Origin of the sequence: Marinoscillum sp. 108, from assembly GCF_902506655.1 — a bacterium.
GTDB lineage: Bacteria > Bacteroidota > Bacteroidia > Cytophagales > Cyclobacteriaceae > Marinoscillum > Marinoscillum luteum.
On record NZ_LR734808.1, the window covers coordinates 849,621 to 868,560 of the forward strand.

9 protein-coding genes are annotated in these 18,940 nt (G+C 45.3%); all 9 read right to left on the minus strand.

Going from position 1 to position 18,940, the window contains the following annotated elements; genetic code table 11:
• Positions 1–18: 18 nt before the first annotated feature.
• The 9 genes from GV030_RS03495 to GV030_RS03535 all read right to left on the minus strand — a co-directional run bounded on the left by GV030_RS03495 (position 19) and on the right by GV030_RS03535 (position 18,874).
• Positions 19–3,357 (minus strand): TonB-dependent receptor, encoded by a 3,339-nt coding sequence (locus GV030_RS03495; RefSeq protein WP_255465050.1) that lies wholly within the window; start codon positions 3,355–3,357, stop codon positions 19–21.
• A 56-nt stretch (positions 3,358–3,413) separates the two neighbouring features.
• Positions 3,414–4,490 carry a FecR family protein gene (locus GV030_RS03500; RefSeq protein WP_159579849.1) on the minus strand — a complete coding sequence of 359 codons (1,077 nt, stop codon included), beginning with the start codon at positions 4,488–4,490 and terminating at the stop codon, positions 3,414–3,416.
• Between the two features lie 118 nt (positions 4,491–4,608).
• Positions 4,609–5,625, minus strand: coding sequence for a LacI family DNA-binding transcriptional regulator (locus tag GV030_RS03505; RefSeq protein WP_159579851.1), 1,017 nt, complete (start codon positions 5,623–5,625; stop codon positions 4,609–4,611).
• Positions 5,622–6,230, minus strand: coding sequence for an RNA polymerase sigma factor (locus GV030_RS03510; protein ID WP_159579853.1), 609 nt, complete (start codon positions 6,228–6,230; stop codon positions 5,622–5,624). Before GV030_RS03510 ends, GV030_RS03505 begins: the two co-directional genes overlap by 4 nt.
• A gap of 122 nt (positions 6,231–6,352) precedes the next feature.
• Entirely contained in the window at positions 6,353–9,457 is a 3,105-nt protein-coding gene (locus GV030_RS03515) for a hypothetical protein (RefSeq protein WP_159579855.1), read from the minus strand.
• 10 nt (positions 9,458–9,467) lie between these two features.
• A complete protein-coding gene (locus GV030_RS03520) occupies positions 9,468–10,988 on the minus strand; it encodes a right-handed parallel beta-helix repeat-containing protein (protein WP_221413279.1) in 1,521 nt (506 codons plus the stop codon).
• 44 nt (positions 10,989–11,032) lie between these two features.
• Positions 11,033–13,618 (minus strand): Ig-like domain-containing protein, encoded by a 2,586-nt coding sequence (locus tag GV030_RS03525; RefSeq protein ID WP_159579859.1) that lies wholly within the window; start codon positions 13,616–13,618, stop codon positions 11,033–11,035.
• A gap of 368 nt (positions 13,619–13,986) precedes the next feature.
• On the minus strand, positions 13,987–14,889 hold the full coding sequence (locus GV030_RS03530) for a sialate O-acetylesterase (RefSeq protein WP_159579861.1): 903 nt from the start codon (positions 14,887–14,889) through the stop codon (positions 13,987–13,989).
• Positions 14,890–15,016: 127 nt separating this feature from the next.
• The gene (locus GV030_RS03535; RefSeq protein WP_159579863.1) at positions 15,017–18,874 is read right to left on the minus strand and encodes an Ig-like domain-containing protein; all 3,858 of its coding nucleotides are present in this window, start codon (positions 18,872–18,874) and stop codon (positions 15,017–15,019) included.
• Between the last annotated feature and the right edge of the window lie 66 nt (positions 18,875–18,940).

Consider the following 18,940-nt stretch of genomic DNA (forward strand, 5'->3'; position numbering starts at 1 on the left):
TGTCTTGTTTTGAAACGATTAAAATCCAACACTCAGTCCAACGGTATATGATTTAGCCATTGGATAACTGGCAAAGTCAAGCCCCAAATTCCTATTGGAGTCTTGTGCCCCTGAACTTCTGAAACTTACTTCAGGATCTACACCACTGTAATTGGTCGCTGTCCACAGGTTTTGTCCACTGACATAGATCTTGAAAGACCTCATATTCATCTTTTGAACCCATGACTTAGGTAATGTGTAGCCAATCGCCAGAGACTTCAGTCGGATGTAGCTACCGTCCTCAATCCATCGGGAAGAGAATCGTGCTGGTCGTGCTTTGATCGCCGGCACATCAGTATTGGTGTTTTCTGGTGTCCAGCTGTTTTTCATAGCCGCTGTGGCGTTGCTCTTGCCAATCAGCCCATCCAGCTCATACCTGGTATAGTTGGCAATCTCATTTCCTTGTGAACCCTGAAAGAAAATATTGAGATCAAAACCTTTGAAAGTGAAGGTGTTGTTGAATCCCCAAATGAAGTCAGGATTCGGGTTACCCATGATGGTACGATCCTCTGAAGTAAGCATTCCATCTTCATTCACGTCTTTGAATTTTTCTCCACCGACACCCTCACCACCGGACAGGACTTCTTCACCTTCCTGCTGTACACCTTCATAGACATAGCCGTAAAACATGCCCACTGGCTCTCCAACTCTTAGAATTTGATTTTCTCCTCCAAGCACTGCTCCGGGTGTGTTTTTGTAAAATACATCCACTGTGTCGCTCAACTTGAGGATTTTATTCCTGTTGATAGAGAAATTGACATCCATATTCCACTTAAAGGCTCCTACAATATTTCTGGAACTGATCCCGAGTTCGTACCCTCTGTTTTCCACTTCACCGGCATTCCTCAGTGCTGTACTAAACCCTGAATATTCCGGTAGCGGCACTTCAAACAGCAAATCACTGGTGACCATTCGATAATAATCTGTGTTAATGATGATCCGGTCTTCAAACAATCCAATGTCTGCCCCTATGTCCACCTGGGCCGTACTCTCCCAAGTCAGGTCATTGTTGGCGATAGTAGCTGGTGCCACAGCGTTCACAATGTGGCCTTGCTGAGTAGTGAGTACTTCTTTCAATGAAGCCAGGGTTTGATAAGGGTTTATGGCCTGGTTTCCGGTGACTCCATAGCTCGCACGGAGCTTCAATTCACTTAAGAATGACACGTCTTGCAGGAAAGCCTCATTATGTGCATTCCATCCAAGAGCAGCAGATGGGAAGTACGCCCATTTGTTATTCTTTGAAAATCTTGAAGACCCGTCATATCTGTTGGTCACGGTCAGGAGATACTTGCTTTTGTAGCTATAGTTGAGACGTCCGTAGTAGGAACTCAAAACTGACTCTTCGAGTGAAGATGATGGAAGAACCATGTTGGTACCGCCGCCCATGTTCCAATAGATGCCAGCATCATTCACAAAAGTTTGATTGGCCGAAAATCCGTATTCACTGATGAAAGACTGGTATGAGTACCCGGCCACAATGTTCAAATTGTGGTCGCCTCCAAATTGCTTTGAGAAGGTGAAATAGTTCTCATTCAGCAAAGTAGATTTTCTGCGGAAAGTAAGCTCCGCTACCCCGCCTAAGCTTTCACCCTGAAGCAACGTGCGAGGCGCATAATAGCCTCTGCGCTCATTGGATATCACTGCGCCTATGTTAGAACGGAACTTCAAATCCTCTAAGATTTTGACTTCTGCATAGATATTGGGCTGCACCCTATCCTCCTGCGTACTACTTTCTCTTTCAGTCGCCAAAGCGTATGGGTTGTCACTGGGGTCACCTACTATACTGCGAGTAAAATTCCCGTCTTCATCATATATTCCCAATGTTGGTGAAAACTTGTAGGCAGCACCTATCACTCCCTGGTTATGAGCACTACTGCTCGTCTCCTGAGTCTTGATTGCACCCTGGTCGATCCTTCGGGTGAAGAGATTCAATCCCAAATTCACCCGATCTGAGGCTTTTATGTCCAGGTTGCTGGTGATGGAGTATCGTTGGTAGTCAGAGTTTGCAATAATGCCCTGGTGGTCATAGTAAATCCCTGAGACGTAATATTTCATATTGTCACTTCCTCCGGAGATGGATATGCTGTGGTTCTGGATGCTTCCCCTTCTCAGAATTTCGTCCTGCCAATTGGTTCCTTTACCCATTGCTGCCGGATCGTCAAACATGGGATCTCTGCCACCACTGGCTTCTACAGCATTCATGTATTCCGCAAACTCGGAGGCATCGAGCAAATCCAACTTGTTGATTTCGGATTGTACGGAATAAGAAGACCTGAAATCTACCCTGGTCTGTCCGGCTTTCCCTCGTTTTGTGGTGATCATGATGACCCCATTGGCCCCTCTTGACCCATAAATCGCTGTGGCAGATGCGTCTTTCAAGATTTCAATAGACTCAATGTCCTCGGCTGGAGGTGCCGATCCTGTAGGGAAACCATCCACAACAAAGAGTGGGTCACTGCTCGCATTAATAGAAGTACCACCTCTGATTCTTACCTTGTAACTGCCTCCCGGGTCGCCATTGTTAGACTGCACCGATACACCTGGTGCACGGCCTTGAAGTGCCTGTGTTACTCCAGAAGCAGGATATGCCGTAAGTGCTTCAGAACCTACTGATGCCACAGACCCTGTCACATCACTTTTCAAAACCGTACCATATCCGATGACCACTACTTCCTGAAGCTCACCTAAATCAATGGTGAGGTCTATATTCAATTGCGTCTGATTCGAAATGGTGATTTCCTCTGACTGATAGCCTATGTATGAAAACAGGAGAATGTCACCTCTATTGACTTCCAGTTCATAGTTTCCATCTATATCGGATACCGTTCCGCGGTTCAGGCCCTTGATTACAATGGTTACTCCGGGAACACCGGACGGACTGTCTTCAGCTGTGATTTTTCCTTTGATTGTCCAAGCTTCCTGTACCGGGGCGGTGTTTTCCTCCTGATTCTGCTCTTCATCCTTGGTGGTCACAAAGACATCATTGTTAACCCTTCGGAACATCAGGCCAGATTCCTTTGATAGGTCTCTCAATACATCTCCCATAGGCCGGCTACTGGCCTCAAGGGACACTCGATTGTTGACATCAAGTATGCCTTCGTTGTAGAGAAATTGGAATCCTGTTTGAGATTCGAGGTTTTTCAATACGCTGAGCAGTTGAGTATTCGTATCGCTGAGCGAAACATAAATCTCATCAATGCTTTTGGTTTGCCCAAAACTGGCTATCTCAGAAGCGAGGAGCAGAAACAAAGTGGGTAGCCAAATTCTGAAAAAGCTAAATGAGCTATGCTTTGCCTTATGGGGTTGAGGTTTCATCATCAATGTGGGTATTTAATTTATAATATGTTAGGCATTAGGTTTGTTTTTTAGCCCCTTCATCCAGGAGCTCTGGGTTTTTCCACTTCCATGATCTTGATTTTCTTTCCTTCTATTTTAAAATCAAATTTTGAGGTGTAACCGATCCCCTCCAGCACTCTTCTCAGCGATTGGTTATCAAATCTTCCTGTAAAACCATCGGTGATTTCCACAGATTTTTCGATTTCGAACTCCACGCCGTACCATCGCTCGAGTTTTTTCACGATTTCCTCAAAAGTGGCTCTCTCAAAAACAAGAATTCCGGATTTCCATGCGAGTATTTCATCAGTATCCACTTCCACGATTTCAGAAAACTTGTCTTCGTTGATGTTATAGCTTACCAATTCGGAAGGGTTCAATACCACACCGGAAATATTATCCCACTGGAGTCTGTCGGGTTCACTTTGATTGAAGCGGGAGACAGAAACCAAACCTGACACTACTGCCACATCAACCAGTCCTTCCTCTCCATAGGATTTCACATTAAAAGAGGTGCCCAGAACCTGGGTTCGGATGTTACCGGAAATTATCACGAAAGGTTTGTCAGTATTCCTCTTCACATCGAAAAAGGCTTCACCTTCTAGCCAAACGGCACGAAGGTCTTTGTCAAAACTACTTTTGTAAGTAAGCCGACTGCCCGAATTCAACTTCACAGTACTTCCATCAGGTAGGGTTACCTGCATTTTTCGGCCATTGGGACAGTCCTTGGTGATGGTAGTTTCCACCATCTCAACGGGGCCCTCATTCTTCTGGAAATTGGAGATGAGCCAAAAGGTAGAAACCACTATTGGGATCAGAACTGCTGCTACTTTTACCCAATCACGAAGCTTCCAGCCCATCTGCACCTGGTGAGTATCACTCGTCAATCGATCAATTCGATTCCAGATTTGCTCCTCTTCATGCCGTGTGAAGCTCAAATCCTGATATTTTAAGGATTGAATCACTTCGGCCGCTTCATTCGCTATGCTCACTAAATCCGGTGTTTGAGCCAGTCTAACGCGCCATTCTCTACCATCAGGTGAATCATGATCCATGATGTAGGAAATAAACGAGTTATCGTTTAGTAAATCTTCTACGGTGTAATTCTTTTTGTTCATTATTCAATCAATTATTACTAAGAGGACTCTCATTCTTCTTTTTACTCAAAAAAAAGTGATTTTTTTTTCGGAAGATGTGATTGAGTCCTTTGAGTTGTCATGTTCATTGGTCCGTTTCTTATGTTCTCGATCTATTCGTGGATTCGCGAATGATGAGTTTTGGTTTGATCAGAGTGGAAACACTCACAGATTGTTTGTTGCCCTCGATGCTATTCAACAGCAGCTTGGATGTTGACTTGCCCATATCCACTCCAAATTGCTCCAATGTAGTGAGCGAGGGAGTAATCATTTCAGTAAGAGGCTCATTGCCAAATCCGGCAACGCCCACCTCCTGAGGAACGTTGTACCCTTTACATTTAAGATAATTGAGTGCCCCAAGAGCAGAAAGGTCACTGGCAGCAAAGAACGCATCAGGTGGGTTATCACTTTGCATGATCCCTCCTGCAACCACCTCTGCTGTATCAATAGTGATGGCTTCCAAAATCAGACTTTGATCAAACGGAATGTGAGCAGCTTCGAGTGCGCATGCATATCCGTCTAATCGCTCACGATAAAGTTTGAGGTTTTGCGGTCCTGATAGATGTGCTATTCTGGAATACCCCTGGTCAATCAGGTGACTTACCATCTCATAGGCACCTGAAAAATTGTCGTTGACAACTTTGCTTGAATTCAGATCATCCACTATCCGATCAAATTGCACAAATGGTATTCCTGATTGGTTAATTAATTTCAAATGATCGTTTCCGTGAGTTTCTTTTGAATTTGAAATCAGGATACCATCCACACGGTTATTAATGAGGGTTTCAATCGCCTTCTTTTCCTGATTCAGGCCTTCGTTGCTTTGACAGATGACAAGATTGTACCCGTGGGCATTCAATACCACCTCCATGCCATGAATAACGCTCGCAAAAAAATGTCTCTGAATTTGAGGAAGGATCACCCCAATGGTATTACCCCTACCGCTCCTTAGGTTAGACGCAATTTTATTTGGTCGATATCCAAGCTCCCTGGCCTTCTCATTTACCAGTTTTTTCGTCTTTAAACTGATTCGGGGATTGTTAGCAATAGCCCTAGAAACGGTTGCAGCACTGATCTCAAGCTCGCTGGCTATATCATAAATGGTAGCATCTCTCATATTCCGAAAGAACCGGTACCACTTATCAGCCAGGGCAATACCACGTGAAGTCTATCCCTCAGTACTTCCAATGCCCGATAGATGTTATTGTAAACTGACTGCATGTTGATCCCCAGGATGTCAGCGATCTCCTGGTTGGTCATGTTAGAGTAATACTTCAAATAAAGCACCTCCTTTTGTCGCGGTGTGAGGGCATCCAGTTCCCTTCTCATTTTCAGTATTCGCTCGGAGGATTCTTCCCCCAGGATCTTGATCATTTCATAAGAAGGCTGAAAGTCCACTTTTGAATTTCCGGTAAGGGAGCTCAGAGATGATTTCTTATTTCCACGAGCCATTTTGCGGATCACATCCCGCCGGACTGACTTCAATAAATAAAACCTGATTGAATTTACAGAAGCGAGCTCTCCCCGCTTATTCCAGAGATGGACAAAAATATCCTGGATGGAATCCTGAACGAGATCTTTGTCCGATGCAATCCTCATTGCATAGTTGGTCAAATACTTGATAGAGTTGTTATATATTGTTTCAAATGCTAACCGATCTCCCGATTGGAATGCCTTCCATAATTCACGTTCTGAATTATCATCTTTCACTGATTTGATCATATTCAACTCTGGTCTTAAATCTGGGGTTTGAAAGGACGGTTGCATATTCTTAAGCAGATAAGTTAATGGAAATGGGATCAAACATCAAACAGCCCGATCACTTATAAATCACAACATTAAGTTCAATTTAAATCACTGTTTCGCTCACTTTCTTCACTCTCTAATGGAAAAGCAAGCATATTGAGCACAAACTGTAAACAGACCGGATCGAACCTATAGTCATAGAGGTTTGATCCTGAAATTTCTTTAGTCAAACGCCCTGCGGTAAACAGGTTGGAAACGATGAGTTTACCCCCGTTTGCAAAGTCGATCATTTGGATGGGGGTTTTGTTCAACCCATAGCCCGCTATGGCCAGGGGAACTATCTTTTCTGATTTTCCACCCAGACTACTATATACCCTGGAGATGTCCTGGATCTTCGCATCACTGTCTGGATCCAGAAGCCCACGGAGGGATACCAGATCCTCTACTACGAAATGTACTCTTTTGTACAGGTCTTGAAGCACCAGTAGGTCGTCATTGGTATCGGAAAATCCAAAGTAGCCTTCTAGTTCATAGGCATAGTATGGGGCATTTTTTATCCTTGCCGTATCTGCGCCACGTTTTAGCCAGAAATCTAAGTAGCCATTTTGGTCTAAATCATCGACAAAAACATCAATAGCGGGGACTGTAAGCCCACCCCTCAGTCCATTCCAAAGCCATGTGCGATCCTTCCCCGAAAGATCATTCCAGAGCTCGTTTCCAAAGGGACTTGGGTGAAAATGGCTTTCTGGCTCGAGTGCGTATTTCATACTCATACTCACTCCACCAGGGAAATCGCCAGACCAAATATCTTTCTCACGCCTGGCTTCAAATTCGTCAGAAAAGCTCTGGCTCGCTAGCAGCAAGGTATTCTTAGAGGTATCTCCTTTTTGGATGATGTGCGCGGGATACTCGGTACCGTCCGCTCCCACAATAGGCGCAGGTGTGGGACACTTCTCTCCATGGAATTTTGGCCCTACGTCCAGCATCACTACTTTTTTGCCCGCTCTGATCGCCCCATCCAATTGCGGCATCACAGAGGAGTCTCCTTTGTAAATAGCGTCCCATGTGATGTGAGAGGTGACTATGATGTCAACTTCATCAGTGATGGACCCGGGTTTCAGGCCAAGGTCCCGAAGTATTGCACTGAGCTCCAACTCTGAATCAGGTACGCCTATGCTGGCACTTTTCAGCACCGAAGGAACGACCACCTCATGAACATTTACCTCCCACCGTGAAATGACAGGCACCTTCACTCCTCCCACGGGGTTGAGTAGTTCGGCTTCCAGGACGTAATCACCACCAGTCGCAGGCATGGATACATTGACCTTTTTAACCGCTTCTGCGAACGGGTCAAGCCAATGACTCAATCTGACCGACCAAATGGAAGCTGATTCCTCATTGAGGATCCGGAGTTCCACCTGAACAGAATCCCCCTCAGGGTACTCATTGAAGAGGTACAGCGGTAATTCAATATTCTGATTGGGCTCGAAATTTCTATCCCAAATTTCCATGCTCACCGAGCGTGGTGAATAGGCCGACGCCAGCGAGCTCCAGAGTGGCTTCAACCTTGCTTCCTCCAGCGGGCCTTCATACCAGTTTCCACCATCCTCAAAAGGTCCTAATGTACAAAATGGCGCAATGCCCTGAATCCCAATGCGTCTCCAATACTCCCCGATCCTGCCGTAAGACCATTCCTGCATTTTACTGCGCATTTCCGGAGTATGGCCCACATTCAGGAACCTGTCAAAGCCAGGTTCTGCTCGCGGGTAGCTACTCACCTCCCAGTTTTCATTCATATAGTTGGCACCAAACTCATCAATAACCGTAGGGCGATCATAGTCTTTCCATGAGTTTGCATACAAGGCCACATTTTCTGCCATACTCCACCAGTAGCGATGTAAGTTGTAAGTATCACTATTGGCAATTAAGTAGTTCGGGAATTGGCTGCTGATTTCCAGATAGGAATCGTGCATGATTTTTTCCAATTCGGGTTCTGTCTCGTTGAACAGCTGAATCAAGGCCGTAGAGGGATGCTGTGCACCAAGCGTGAGTAATTTGGAATAATATACTGGCAGGGTCTCCCGTGAGCCACCCATTCCATGGAAATATTGCGCCTCCAGCTGAACCAGCAAACCGTATTCATCACATAAGTCAATCATCCATTCTGGTGGTGGATAAAGGTGAAACCTAAGTAAATTGGCTCCATGCTCTTTGAAGGGTTTGATGATGGCTTCATAAAACCACTCCCGATCATCTATCAGGTCTTTGGCAACAGCCTCACGGGCAAACCGATTCCAAACGATGCTGCCACCCCTCAAAGTACAGGGGTTTCCGTTCAACAGAAACTTGCTCTTATCCTCTGAAATCCCAAAAGTTTTGGGCGCATAATTAATCACCTTCTCATGGGCTACTTTTCCTTTATGGATGACCTGGGTTCTTAACTGATATAGATTCGGGTCCAGTGGTGACCACAACTTCAATTGATCATTGAACGGAATGGTCACAGAGCCGGCCAATGATTTGGGCTTCACCTTAGAGGTGAGTACCACTGCGCCAGTGGCATCCAAAATGTCAAACTTCACTTGATCAGGAACTGAAGCGTCTTTCCCATCAGGGCTAATACCCCACTCGATATTAACGGAGGTTCTGCTTTCAGAGATAAAGGGTATCAGTCTGGTTATCTGCCAGTTATTATAAAAAATCAGAGATACATCATCCCTGATCCATGAGGCCTGACAAGACCTCCATAAGTCTGCTGGTGATGGTTTTGCCGGGTCATCCTCAGGCACATCCTTTAAAGAGGTCAGTTCTATTTCCAGGACGATCTCGTTTCCTGGTTTCACCTGTTTGTGAGACAGCCCAAATGAAATGGGCATCATACCGCCGATGGACTCTCCCACTTTATCACCATTGATATACACCCTGGGCCTATACAAAGCACTCTTGAGCACCAGGCTCACGTTTGTCCAATCACCTTCCGGTAGCTGGATCTGTTTTTTGAACCAGACGCTCCCCGGAGCTGGGTTGTGTGTATTGGTGGTGGGAATACCCGGAACCATGGTCTGGCTGGTATATTGCCGGTCTATCCCTGTTTCCCATTCACCGTTGAGATTCAGGGTTTGACCTGAGAGTATGACGGACCAGCACAAGGTTAGTACTATTATTATGGATTTTAACTTCATTGTTGTCAACTGACTCTTCATAGATTAGCATTTAATTGATCGGCGATAAAGCACCTACCCAGTTTTGATTCAAAATCAGATCATCCACTCCCCGATCCTTATTGGCACCGACCACTGGAGTATCAGACAAGCTGGCCACCAATATTTTTTCATTGGGCACTATCTTATTGATGCATAGTGTCTTGGGTGTTGTAAATCGTTGAAATTCAAAACAATAGTCGCCAAATTCATCCAGCTTCGAGATGTCAAACATGCAGCTATTGCCCCCTTCCAGTGGTAAAAATTCGGTGTTGTAAAAGACATTGTAATCCGTGTTGACTCCTTTATTGGCTGCTATTACAGCATTTTGACCATTGATGATCAGATTACCCATGATATCACTATTCCAGATTTCTGACTCCATCCACAGACCGGGCTCCTCTACGTCCACTATCGTATTGAAATAATACTCATGCGAAAACTGCTTTTGAGTGACAGGTCGGATGGCGGCAATGGATGCCTTGTAGAATATATTTCGCACAATAGAAAGGTGATTGGAAGACCCACCGCCACTTCCTGTGGCGGTTGTGAATGGTAGTACGCATTCATAAAAGACATTTTCACTGAACTTTATATAGGCCTTATGCCCTGAAGCGTTGCTGAAATCGATGGCTCCGGGAGACCCACCCGAGCCGCCTTCCGTAGAGCCAATCCATGCAAAGTGATTTCGCTCCACTCTCACCCAATCCTTAGGGTCAGATGAGCCACCATCTTTAAAATCAATGCCGTTTTCATGAGGAAACCTATCAATTACCTCAAAGTACTTTGTAGGGTCTATGTAGATGTCATTGTCCCGAATGATGCACCCTTTATGTACATCATCCGAAGGGTGTATTTGTATAGCGTCACCCGCACAATTGTAGATTTCGCAACCAATTACCTGGGAGTAGTCCGTCTCGCTTGTAAACACGATTCCATGATTATCCCGACCAGGAGTAATCATAGTGTTTCGCACTACACTGTTTTTAACCACATTATAGTCACCCACAATTTGAATCTGACCGCCCCCACTGCTTCCAAATTCAGTGAGTACAGAATTCACCACATTGCTATCCCCTTGCAGTTTTATGATATGCGTGCGGGTTTGATCCTTATATCCTTCCCCGTACAGTCCTACAATTTGCCAGTTGTTACCAGCTACAGTCAATTGTCTGATGGCAGCACGATCCGTATTGGCCAGGCTGACCGGATGCGTCATAGGGTTCTGCCCCAGTGCCGGGTTATAGTAAATAACCCATCTTGGCGCTGACGTGGATCCACTTTGAGTGAGCACAATTTCTCCCAGGGCAGTATAGTCACCTGGGGAAACAAAGAAATAACTCTTATCCTCATCATTCACCTGCTCCCAGTCTTCCAGATTCTTTATCAGAGCCATAGCCGAATTGGAAGTATCATAAATGGGTAGATCATCAGCATAAAGCACCTCTTTACCCAAATCCTCCGTATGCACATCTGAATTATTGCTGGCACATGAATTGACTCCTAACCAGATGATGCTGACTGCTAACACCATCCGGGTTGATTGATATATTTTACTTTTTACCTTCATTCTTTCCATTAAAAACTGTTCTTTCCTGACTTAATCATTTTTATGGTGACCTGCTCACCACTTTGAGTTCCCACCAATACCATATACACCCCATCAGGAATGCCTGAAATGTCAACCGGCTGATGAGACTGGAGTAACCCTTCTGCTATGATTTCTCCATGAATGGAGTAGATGGCATACGTGGTATGATCTGCTATACCACCCATCATGAAATATTCACTTGCAGGGTTTGGGAAAATCATTGCATGGGGCCGTCGCAAAGTCACTTCAAGTACGTGGTTGAAAACCTCTATGGAGACTGCTCTTGATGGCACCGCGTTGCCATCCGAATCAGTAGCAATAGCCACTAATTTGTATTCCCCATTTTCAAAATCTTTTGTGCCCCATATCAGCGAATAGGGTGCCGCGGTAACAGTCCCTATGGATTGATCTCCGGCCATGAACTCCACTGAAGTCACGTCATCGTCCACATCGGATACTTCTGCCAAAATCTCTACATCGCCGCTTAGAATTGAATCACCAGCAATGTTTACGATGGATACCAGTGGTGGATAAGAATTGTCAACAGTGACATTCACCACATCGGACACGAATTCTCGGCCACCCATATCACGGGCCACTGCCCATAATTGATAACTTCCATCCGGAACAGTTTTGGTGAACCACACCCGCTCGAAAGGTGCCGAGAAGCGCTCTACTCCGAGTGCCGCGCCTTCCAGAATGAACTGCACACCGACCAAATCACCATCCGGATCACTGGCTGTGGCGGTGAGGATCACCTCATTCGCCACTGTAGCTCCGTCTTCTGGAGTCGTCAAAGCAACTACCGGCGGGGAATCCGGAGTATTGTCCAGAAATCGGGTAATTGGGTCGGAGTAGGTTGTGTTTCCGGCCTGATCTGTGGCCAGCGCTTTCAGCGTGTAAGACCCATCGGTCAGTGATTTGGTATCCCAACTGTAGCTATAGGGTTCATTTTCCATCAGCTCACCCAGAGCTCCCCCATCCAAAAAGAGCTGCACGCCAGTCAGGTCATTGTCTTCATCTGCAGCGAGCACCTCTATGTTTACAATACCCACCAACGTATCCGCTAAATATTGAAAATCTACCGACGGAAAGCCCGTCACATGTGCTGGAGACAAGGCTCCCACCCAATCCTGGTTATAGCTTTGATCATTGACCCCTACTCCGGCCGTTTCTCCAAAATACTGAGTAGCTGTCAGGTTGGTGAATGCAGCGGATTGAGTAGGTCGTGCACCAGGGATGCACAAGGTTTCAGGGTTAGTGTGCATTTTAAACGGATAACAATAATCTTCAAAATCAGAAGCATTAATAGATTCCAGTACAATAGAATGAGATCCTTCTTGCGCAGGCAGTGTGGTATTAAAAAATACGTTATAATCAGACTTACAATTTGCTTCGGGTAGGGTAATACCGTGACCATTAAAGATCAGATTGCCATAAACTTCAAGCTGTTGGCATTTGGTGTTCAACCATTCTTGATCTCCGTTAAATTCTGCTACACCAATGATTGTATTGAAAGTAACCTCATGGTTGTAGGTCTCTTCTGCGTCCATCCATACCCCAAACCTGGAGGCATTATATATAAGGTTTTTGGTGATGGTAAAATTGGAAGTTTGTCCGCCGCCTTTAGTGTTAAAAGGAATCTTGCAATCATAAAACACATTGCCCTCTACCAGTACGTGGCTTTTCGGGTCATTCTTATTACTAAAATCTATAGTCCCCTGATCCGGGTTGGGGCTTGTGCCACCTGGTGTATGAGCGATGTTTCGAAACCGGTTGTTCTTGATCAAAACATAGTTTTGTGGTCCTCCAGGAACTCCGGCTTGCTTGATGTCGATAGCGTTTTCATGTGGAATTTCATCTACCTCTTCAGGGTATAATGACAGGTCAATATAAAAGTCATTGTTATAGATAATGACCCCTTTAAAGGATTCGGGCTTATCACCCAGTTGCACTCCATCACCGGCAAAATTGTAGATCTCATTGTTGACGATTCGTACATCGAAACCTCCGCTGATCTTCATGCCGTGGATGTCACTATTCGGGATGATTTGTGTATTTCTCATCACGCTGTTTTGAACGACTATATTTGAGGCGTTTATTGCGACCTGTCCGGCTCCTCCACCCCCACCTTCGCACAGCATTCGGTTGACAATAATATTGGCTCCATGTAAATCCAGGGTAGGATTCTTTGACCCTGCGGTAGCCGTACCATAGAGTCGGTCCACTATCCAGTGGCTTCCACTCAGCTCTATTCGCTCAAACTCAGCTCTTTGATCCGCTGACATATCTACAGGATGCGTGACAAGATCCGCTGAGTTTTCGGGATTGTAATAAACCAACCAGCGTGGAGTTTCGGCTGTGCCGGGAGTAGAAATCTCGATCTCACCAAGGGCCGTGTAATCACCTGGAGTGACGAAAAAATAAGTTTTATCCGGGTTATTGATCATATTCCAATCCTCGTTGGTCTCGATGAGCACCATGGTAGGATCTTCAGGATTATATTGAGGGAGCGTGATCGGCACCTCGTATGACTGGCCATGCACAGCGATGGACAGTAAGATAAAAAGCATAGTGGGGAGCCGGTATTTCACGAGATCTATTGATTAAGAAACGACACTATGAAACCTGCTGATGAATGAGCTGACCCGATGAGGTCAAGTTCAAAACTTTTTTGGCAGCTGCGAGGAATTCCCTGTGTCCTTGCGCTTGGGTATGCGGCTAGGCGTTTCTTATTCATTTCTTTCCGAGTTAGTTGAAATGGCTAATTCGATTAGCCCAATTCTTTAAGTTTCAAAATTTGCAAGAGCGACATCAATCCCTCCATTCACATGTAAGAGGAAGCACACTGCTTTTTTTACTCAAAAATTTTCAATTATTTCACTCGACTCGGTGGATGCAATAGAGATCGGCTGAATCTTAAAGGGTTTTGCTCATCCCTCTATTTGGTGGGCTCCGGTTGTTGGAGCAGGTTATTCAGTTCTCTTGCAAACCGAACACCCAGGTCAATATAGTCCGCGCTGGTGTAATGCCATGGGTCTGAATATTGGTAATATCGGGTTTGACGAACGATCGCTGCATTCTTATCCGTCCTTACAAATTCTTCCTGTCCGTATTGAACCAATTCGCCATATTTCCATACTTTTCCATGGTATCGCTCATGCCAGGAATCCGAAATTTTCCCAATGACAATGGGTAGGTTGTCATCCCTCAGAGCTGCCCTCAATAGTGTCATTAGTTCCCTCAAGTGATTGTAATATCTCCCGGCGATCTCAGCGGTAGGTGCGTCGCTCTCGCCCTGCATCCAGATGATACCTGAGGGCACCAGCACTTCATCTACTCCGTCCAGGTCAATGTCGGTATTCGCAAAGGCATTTCGCAACGTGCTAAGGAAATGGTCATATTGATTGATTTTACTCCGAAAGTGGGGATCCCAATTTCCTCTGCGCGGATTGCCGAGGGTATCTATAGCTGTACCACCCTTGGAGTATTTAATGAGCGCTATTTTTTCTCCAGGGTAGAGTTCCTGCATTTTTGCAGCGAATGACAACTCCACGCCGAATCGCTCTGACAATTGATTGCTATCTGCAGTGCTTTGATGGCCTGTGCCGTGCCCGGGTTTCAATACTTCCCAAACTCCGTCACCACCTGCTTCGCCATCATTGGCCCTATTGCCATGGAAAATATAAACATCATCAAAGGATCTCAAATCATTTGGCAGGTCTGTGTTATATCCATGCCCGTCCATATTGGACTGACCACCCAGATAAAATACTTTTATGGTTTCCTGCCCAGTCGATAAGAGAGGAATGAGAAATATGAGGCTCAATACAAGTTTTAGCATGTCGAAGTTGATTAAGACAAATGAAAGCCCTCGCCTTTGGTAAAGTCAAGCAGCCTTCAGTTTAGAGTGATATAAAATAAGTAACCCACCCCTGGAATTTCCAGGGGTGGGTCATTTTAAAGATTAATTACTTTTTGATTATTCTGACAGCCTTTGGCTCCTCGCCGGCAAGTCTCAGATCGAGGATGTAAACTCCTGATGGCAACTGACCGGTTTTGATGTTGAAAAGCTTCCCAGAAAGTTCACCACTGGAAATAACCGCTCCGCTAATAGACCGGATGCTATAACTTCCGTTGAGATCAAGATCCGTTCTGCTTATTTTAAGAAAATCAGCTACCGGATTTGGGTACACACTCACGGAGGTTTCTTCTTTAAAGACCTCTTCCACCGCAATTTCTGTGGCTACTCTGCTACCCGAATTGATAGAAATATTGCAGATATCAACCTGATAGCCTGAATTTGTGGAGGCTAAAATGGCAGCCAGATTGTTAATCGCAGAAGGAGTTCCATTTAAATTATTGTCACTGGCAATCTGAGATGGGGAGTCCCCTATTTTATTAGCAAAAACATCATACGTGTAGTTGGTCATATCAACAACCATCTTAATATGATAGGTTTCACCAGCTGAAAACGGAATTTGAGTAGATGGCCAACCCTGACCACTTCTGGCGACAATTTTACCATCCTTAAACCTTATCATAGTGGCTACGTCATTGTCATGGCTCGATGAACCATTTGACAAACCGATTCGAGAGTGTACGTTATGACTTGGCGTCACATCGAACTCTGCTGTGAAGTCACCCGACTGGCTTGTGATGGAGGTATTGACCCATGAATTATTGTTAGGCAGCACCACACAACTCCCTCCAGAATTAGAAACCGTAACGGTAATACTTGAAGAAGTGGTCGAATTGCTCGCCGCATCAGTTGCTACAGCTGTCAAAGTATGCGATCCATTTGATGCATTGTTGGTATCCCAGCTAAATGAATATGGTGCTGAGGTATCCTGTGAACCAAGGTTATTACCATCCAATTTGAATTGTACCCCTACCAGATCACTATCAGGATCAGAGGCTGTTGCCGTAATACTGATCGTCCCAGATACAGTAGCACTATTACTTGGAGAAGTAATCGACACAGTAGGCGAACTACCTCCACTTGCGTTGGAAACAGTTACTGATCTGGCTGCTGAAGTAGTGACATTACCAGCAGCATCTGTTGCCACAGCAGTGAGCGTATAAACAGCATTCGACACACCCGTCGTGTTCCAGCTATAGGAAAAAGGAGAGCTAGTATCCTGCGAACCAATATTACTACCGTTCAATTTAAATTGTACACCAACCAAATCTGAATCTCCATCTGAAGCAGTAGCAGTAATGCTAACGGTACCAGAAACCGTGGCGTTATCACCAGGTGCTGTAAGTGCCACGACAGGAGGTGTAGATGAACTACCATTCCCATTTATCACTATATTGCATATATCCACCGCATAGCCACTGTTCGTGCTTTTTAGGACTGCTGGTAGTCTATCGATTTTGGTGATAGAAGATGAATTACTGTGAAACGCATTGTCGTCTCCGATCTGAGTCGGTGAATCTCCATCCGCATTGGCAAAAACATCATAGGTATGATTGGTAAGGTCAACCACCATCTTGATGTGGTAGACTTCATCCGCGATATAGGTAATGTGTGTGGAGGGATACCCCTGATTGTCTCTCACGTGTATTTTACCACTTTGGAACCTAATCATGGCTGCCACATCGTTGGCCGAACTCACATCTCCATCCGACAAACCAATTTCACTGTTTACCGTCGCGTTTGGAGTAACATCAAATTCGATGGTAAACCCACTGGTTTGGTTGGCCAAACTGGTGTTTACCCAGGTGTTTGTGTTGGGAAGTGTGATACACGTGGGCGCTACATTGTCTACCGTCACGTTAATAGTGGAAGATGTGGTGCTCAGACCAGCCGCGTCACGGGCAACTGCTGTAAGCGCGTAAGAACCGTTCGTGACTGATGAAGTATTCCATACAACCGAATAAGGATATGAAGTATCTTCCGCCCCAAGATTGACGCCATCTAACTTGAATTGGACACCCACAAGGTCTCCATTGGTATCGCTGGCAGTAGCCGACACTGTTACCATTTCACTCACCGTTGAATTGTTAGCAGGTCCGGAAATCGATACTGTAGGTGCCACATCGACTTGATTGTCAACGATCACGGTAATCGAGGAAGAATACCCCAAATTTCCATTATCATCTCTGGCCACCGCAGTGAGGACATGATTCCCTTCACTTGCACCAGTGGTGTTCCAACTTACAGAATAAGGGGAACTAGTGTCCTCAGATCCAAGATCTACTCCATCCAATTTGAATTGGACACCTGCCAAATCATTGTCGGTATCTGACGCTGAAGCAGTGACAGTGATGGTCCCGTCAACGGTTGCATTATTGGCTGGGCTTGTAATGGAAACCGTAGGTATAGCACCATTGGCACTAGGAGCCAATGCTCCTGCCCAGGCTTGCTGGTAAGTGTCAGAACTACTGTATCCAACTCCAGAAGTACTTCCAAATGTGATCCCTGAAGTAAGGTTGTAATGTGGAGAGCTTGTGGTAGGGCGAGCATTAGGGATGACGATGGTCTCTGGCCCTGTAAACATACCCATGGTAAAAGTATAGCTGGTATTATTGGCCGCTGCGGCTGTAGAATAGCTGATCGAATTGGATCCTTCAAAACTATGCCCACTGCTGTTATAGAAAGCATTGTAGTCTGAAATGGTTCCAGATGGTGAGTCACTTAATGTCCCTCCACCGTCGATGATTACATTACCTACTATGCGGGTATTGTACGCTCTGGATTCAAACCATTCCTGATCTCCAAACTTTTCCTCTACCTCAATAACAGTATTCAGATAAATATCATGACTGTGCTCGGTATTTTTCTGAAACCAGAAAGCAAAGCGCTCAGCCCGGTACATCAAGTTTCGACGGATCGTATAATGATCTGTCTTATCTCCACCTCTGGTATTGAAGGGTATCCTGCAATCCACAAAGATATTGTCTTCCACCAGCATGTAGCTCTTATACGTGCCGTCATTGCTATGATCGATTGCTCCCTGATCGTCGTTCGGGCTGGTGCCTCCAGGGACTTTTGACAGGTTTCTAAACCTATTCTTTTTTATCAGGATGTGGTCGCCAGATGTCGATGTTCCCGCATTTTTGATGTCAATGCCGTTTTCATGAGGTATCTCGGAGACACTGGAACTGTACTTGGATGGATCGATGTAAATATCATTGTCATAAATGACCGTGCCTTTAAAGGGCTGATCAGGTCCAAGCTGGATACCATCACCTGCGAAATTGTAAATTTCGTTGTGAACGATTCGATTATAATCGCCCACGTCAAACTTGATTCCATGATTGTCCTCATTGGTGGAGATTTGAGTGTTCCGAATCACACAGTGCTGTACCACGGAGTAGTTGGCTGGACCCTTCCCACTGCCAGAACCTCCAATGGCTATTTGACCGGCTCCTCCGCCTCCTTTCTCTATCAAGCATCTGTTCAACACTTGATAATCATCTACGAGGTACACGTTGGGGTTTCTGGTGGGTTCGTCACCAATAGCCCTGATCCGATCCAATCTCCAATAAGCGCCTTCTACATTGATCCTGCCAAAGGTGACATAATCAGAAGGGTCCATATCCACAGGGTGTGTGGTATAGTCCGTGGGGTTATTTGGATCATAATAGATCAGCCACCGTGGATTGCTGGCTGTGCCATCTCCGGTCAATGCCGTGGTGCCTAAACTGGTATAATCACCAGGCTGTATAAAGAAAATACGCTTTCCAGATGTATTAATGACCGAACTGAAATTAGCCGGGGAAGTAATCATCCCCATTTCGCTATTGCCGGAATCATAGACAGGAATCGTGAGAGACTCCTCGTAGGGCCCCTGGGCCCGAGCGATAAAAATTAATGCCATCACCATGAGGCATGTTAGTAGGGTTTTTTTCATCATTCTTAGTTTTTGTTTAACTGTTCATTAACT

Coding starts and splice junctions, on each gene's coding strand:
- GV030_RS03525 (WP_159579859.1), bottom strand. CDS start 13,618: ATGCTTTTTATCTTACTGTCCATCGCTGTGCATGGCCAGTCATACGAG.
- GV030_RS03505 (WP_159579851.1), bottom strand. CDS start 5,625: ATGAGAGATGCTACCATTTATGATATAGCCAGCGAGCTTGAGATCAGT.
- GV030_RS03530 (WP_159579861.1), bottom strand. CDS start 14,889: ATGCTAAAACTTGTATTGAGCCTCATATTTCTCATTCCTCTCTTATCG.
- GV030_RS03500 (WP_159579849.1), bottom strand. CDS start 4,490: ATGAACAAAAAGAATTACACCGTAGAAGATTTACTAAACGATAACTCG.
- GV030_RS03535 (WP_159579863.1), bottom strand. CDS start 18,874: ATGGCATTAATTTTTATCGCTCGGGCCCAGGGGCCCTACGAGGAGTCT.
- GV030_RS03495 (WP_255465050.1), bottom strand. CDS start 3,357: ATGATGAAACCTCAACCCCATAAGGCAAAGCATAGCTCATTTAGCTTT.
- GV030_RS03510 (WP_159579853.1), bottom strand. CDS start 6,230: ATGATCAAATCAGTGAAAGATGATAATTCAGAACGTGAATTATGGAAG.
- GV030_RS03515 (WP_159579855.1), bottom strand. CDS start 9,457: ATGAAGAGTCAGTTGACAACAATGAAGTTAAAATCCATAATAATAGTA.
- GV030_RS03520 (WP_221413279.1), bottom strand. CDS start 10,988: ATGGTGTTAGCAGTCAGCATCATCTGGTTAGGAGTCAATTCATGTGCC.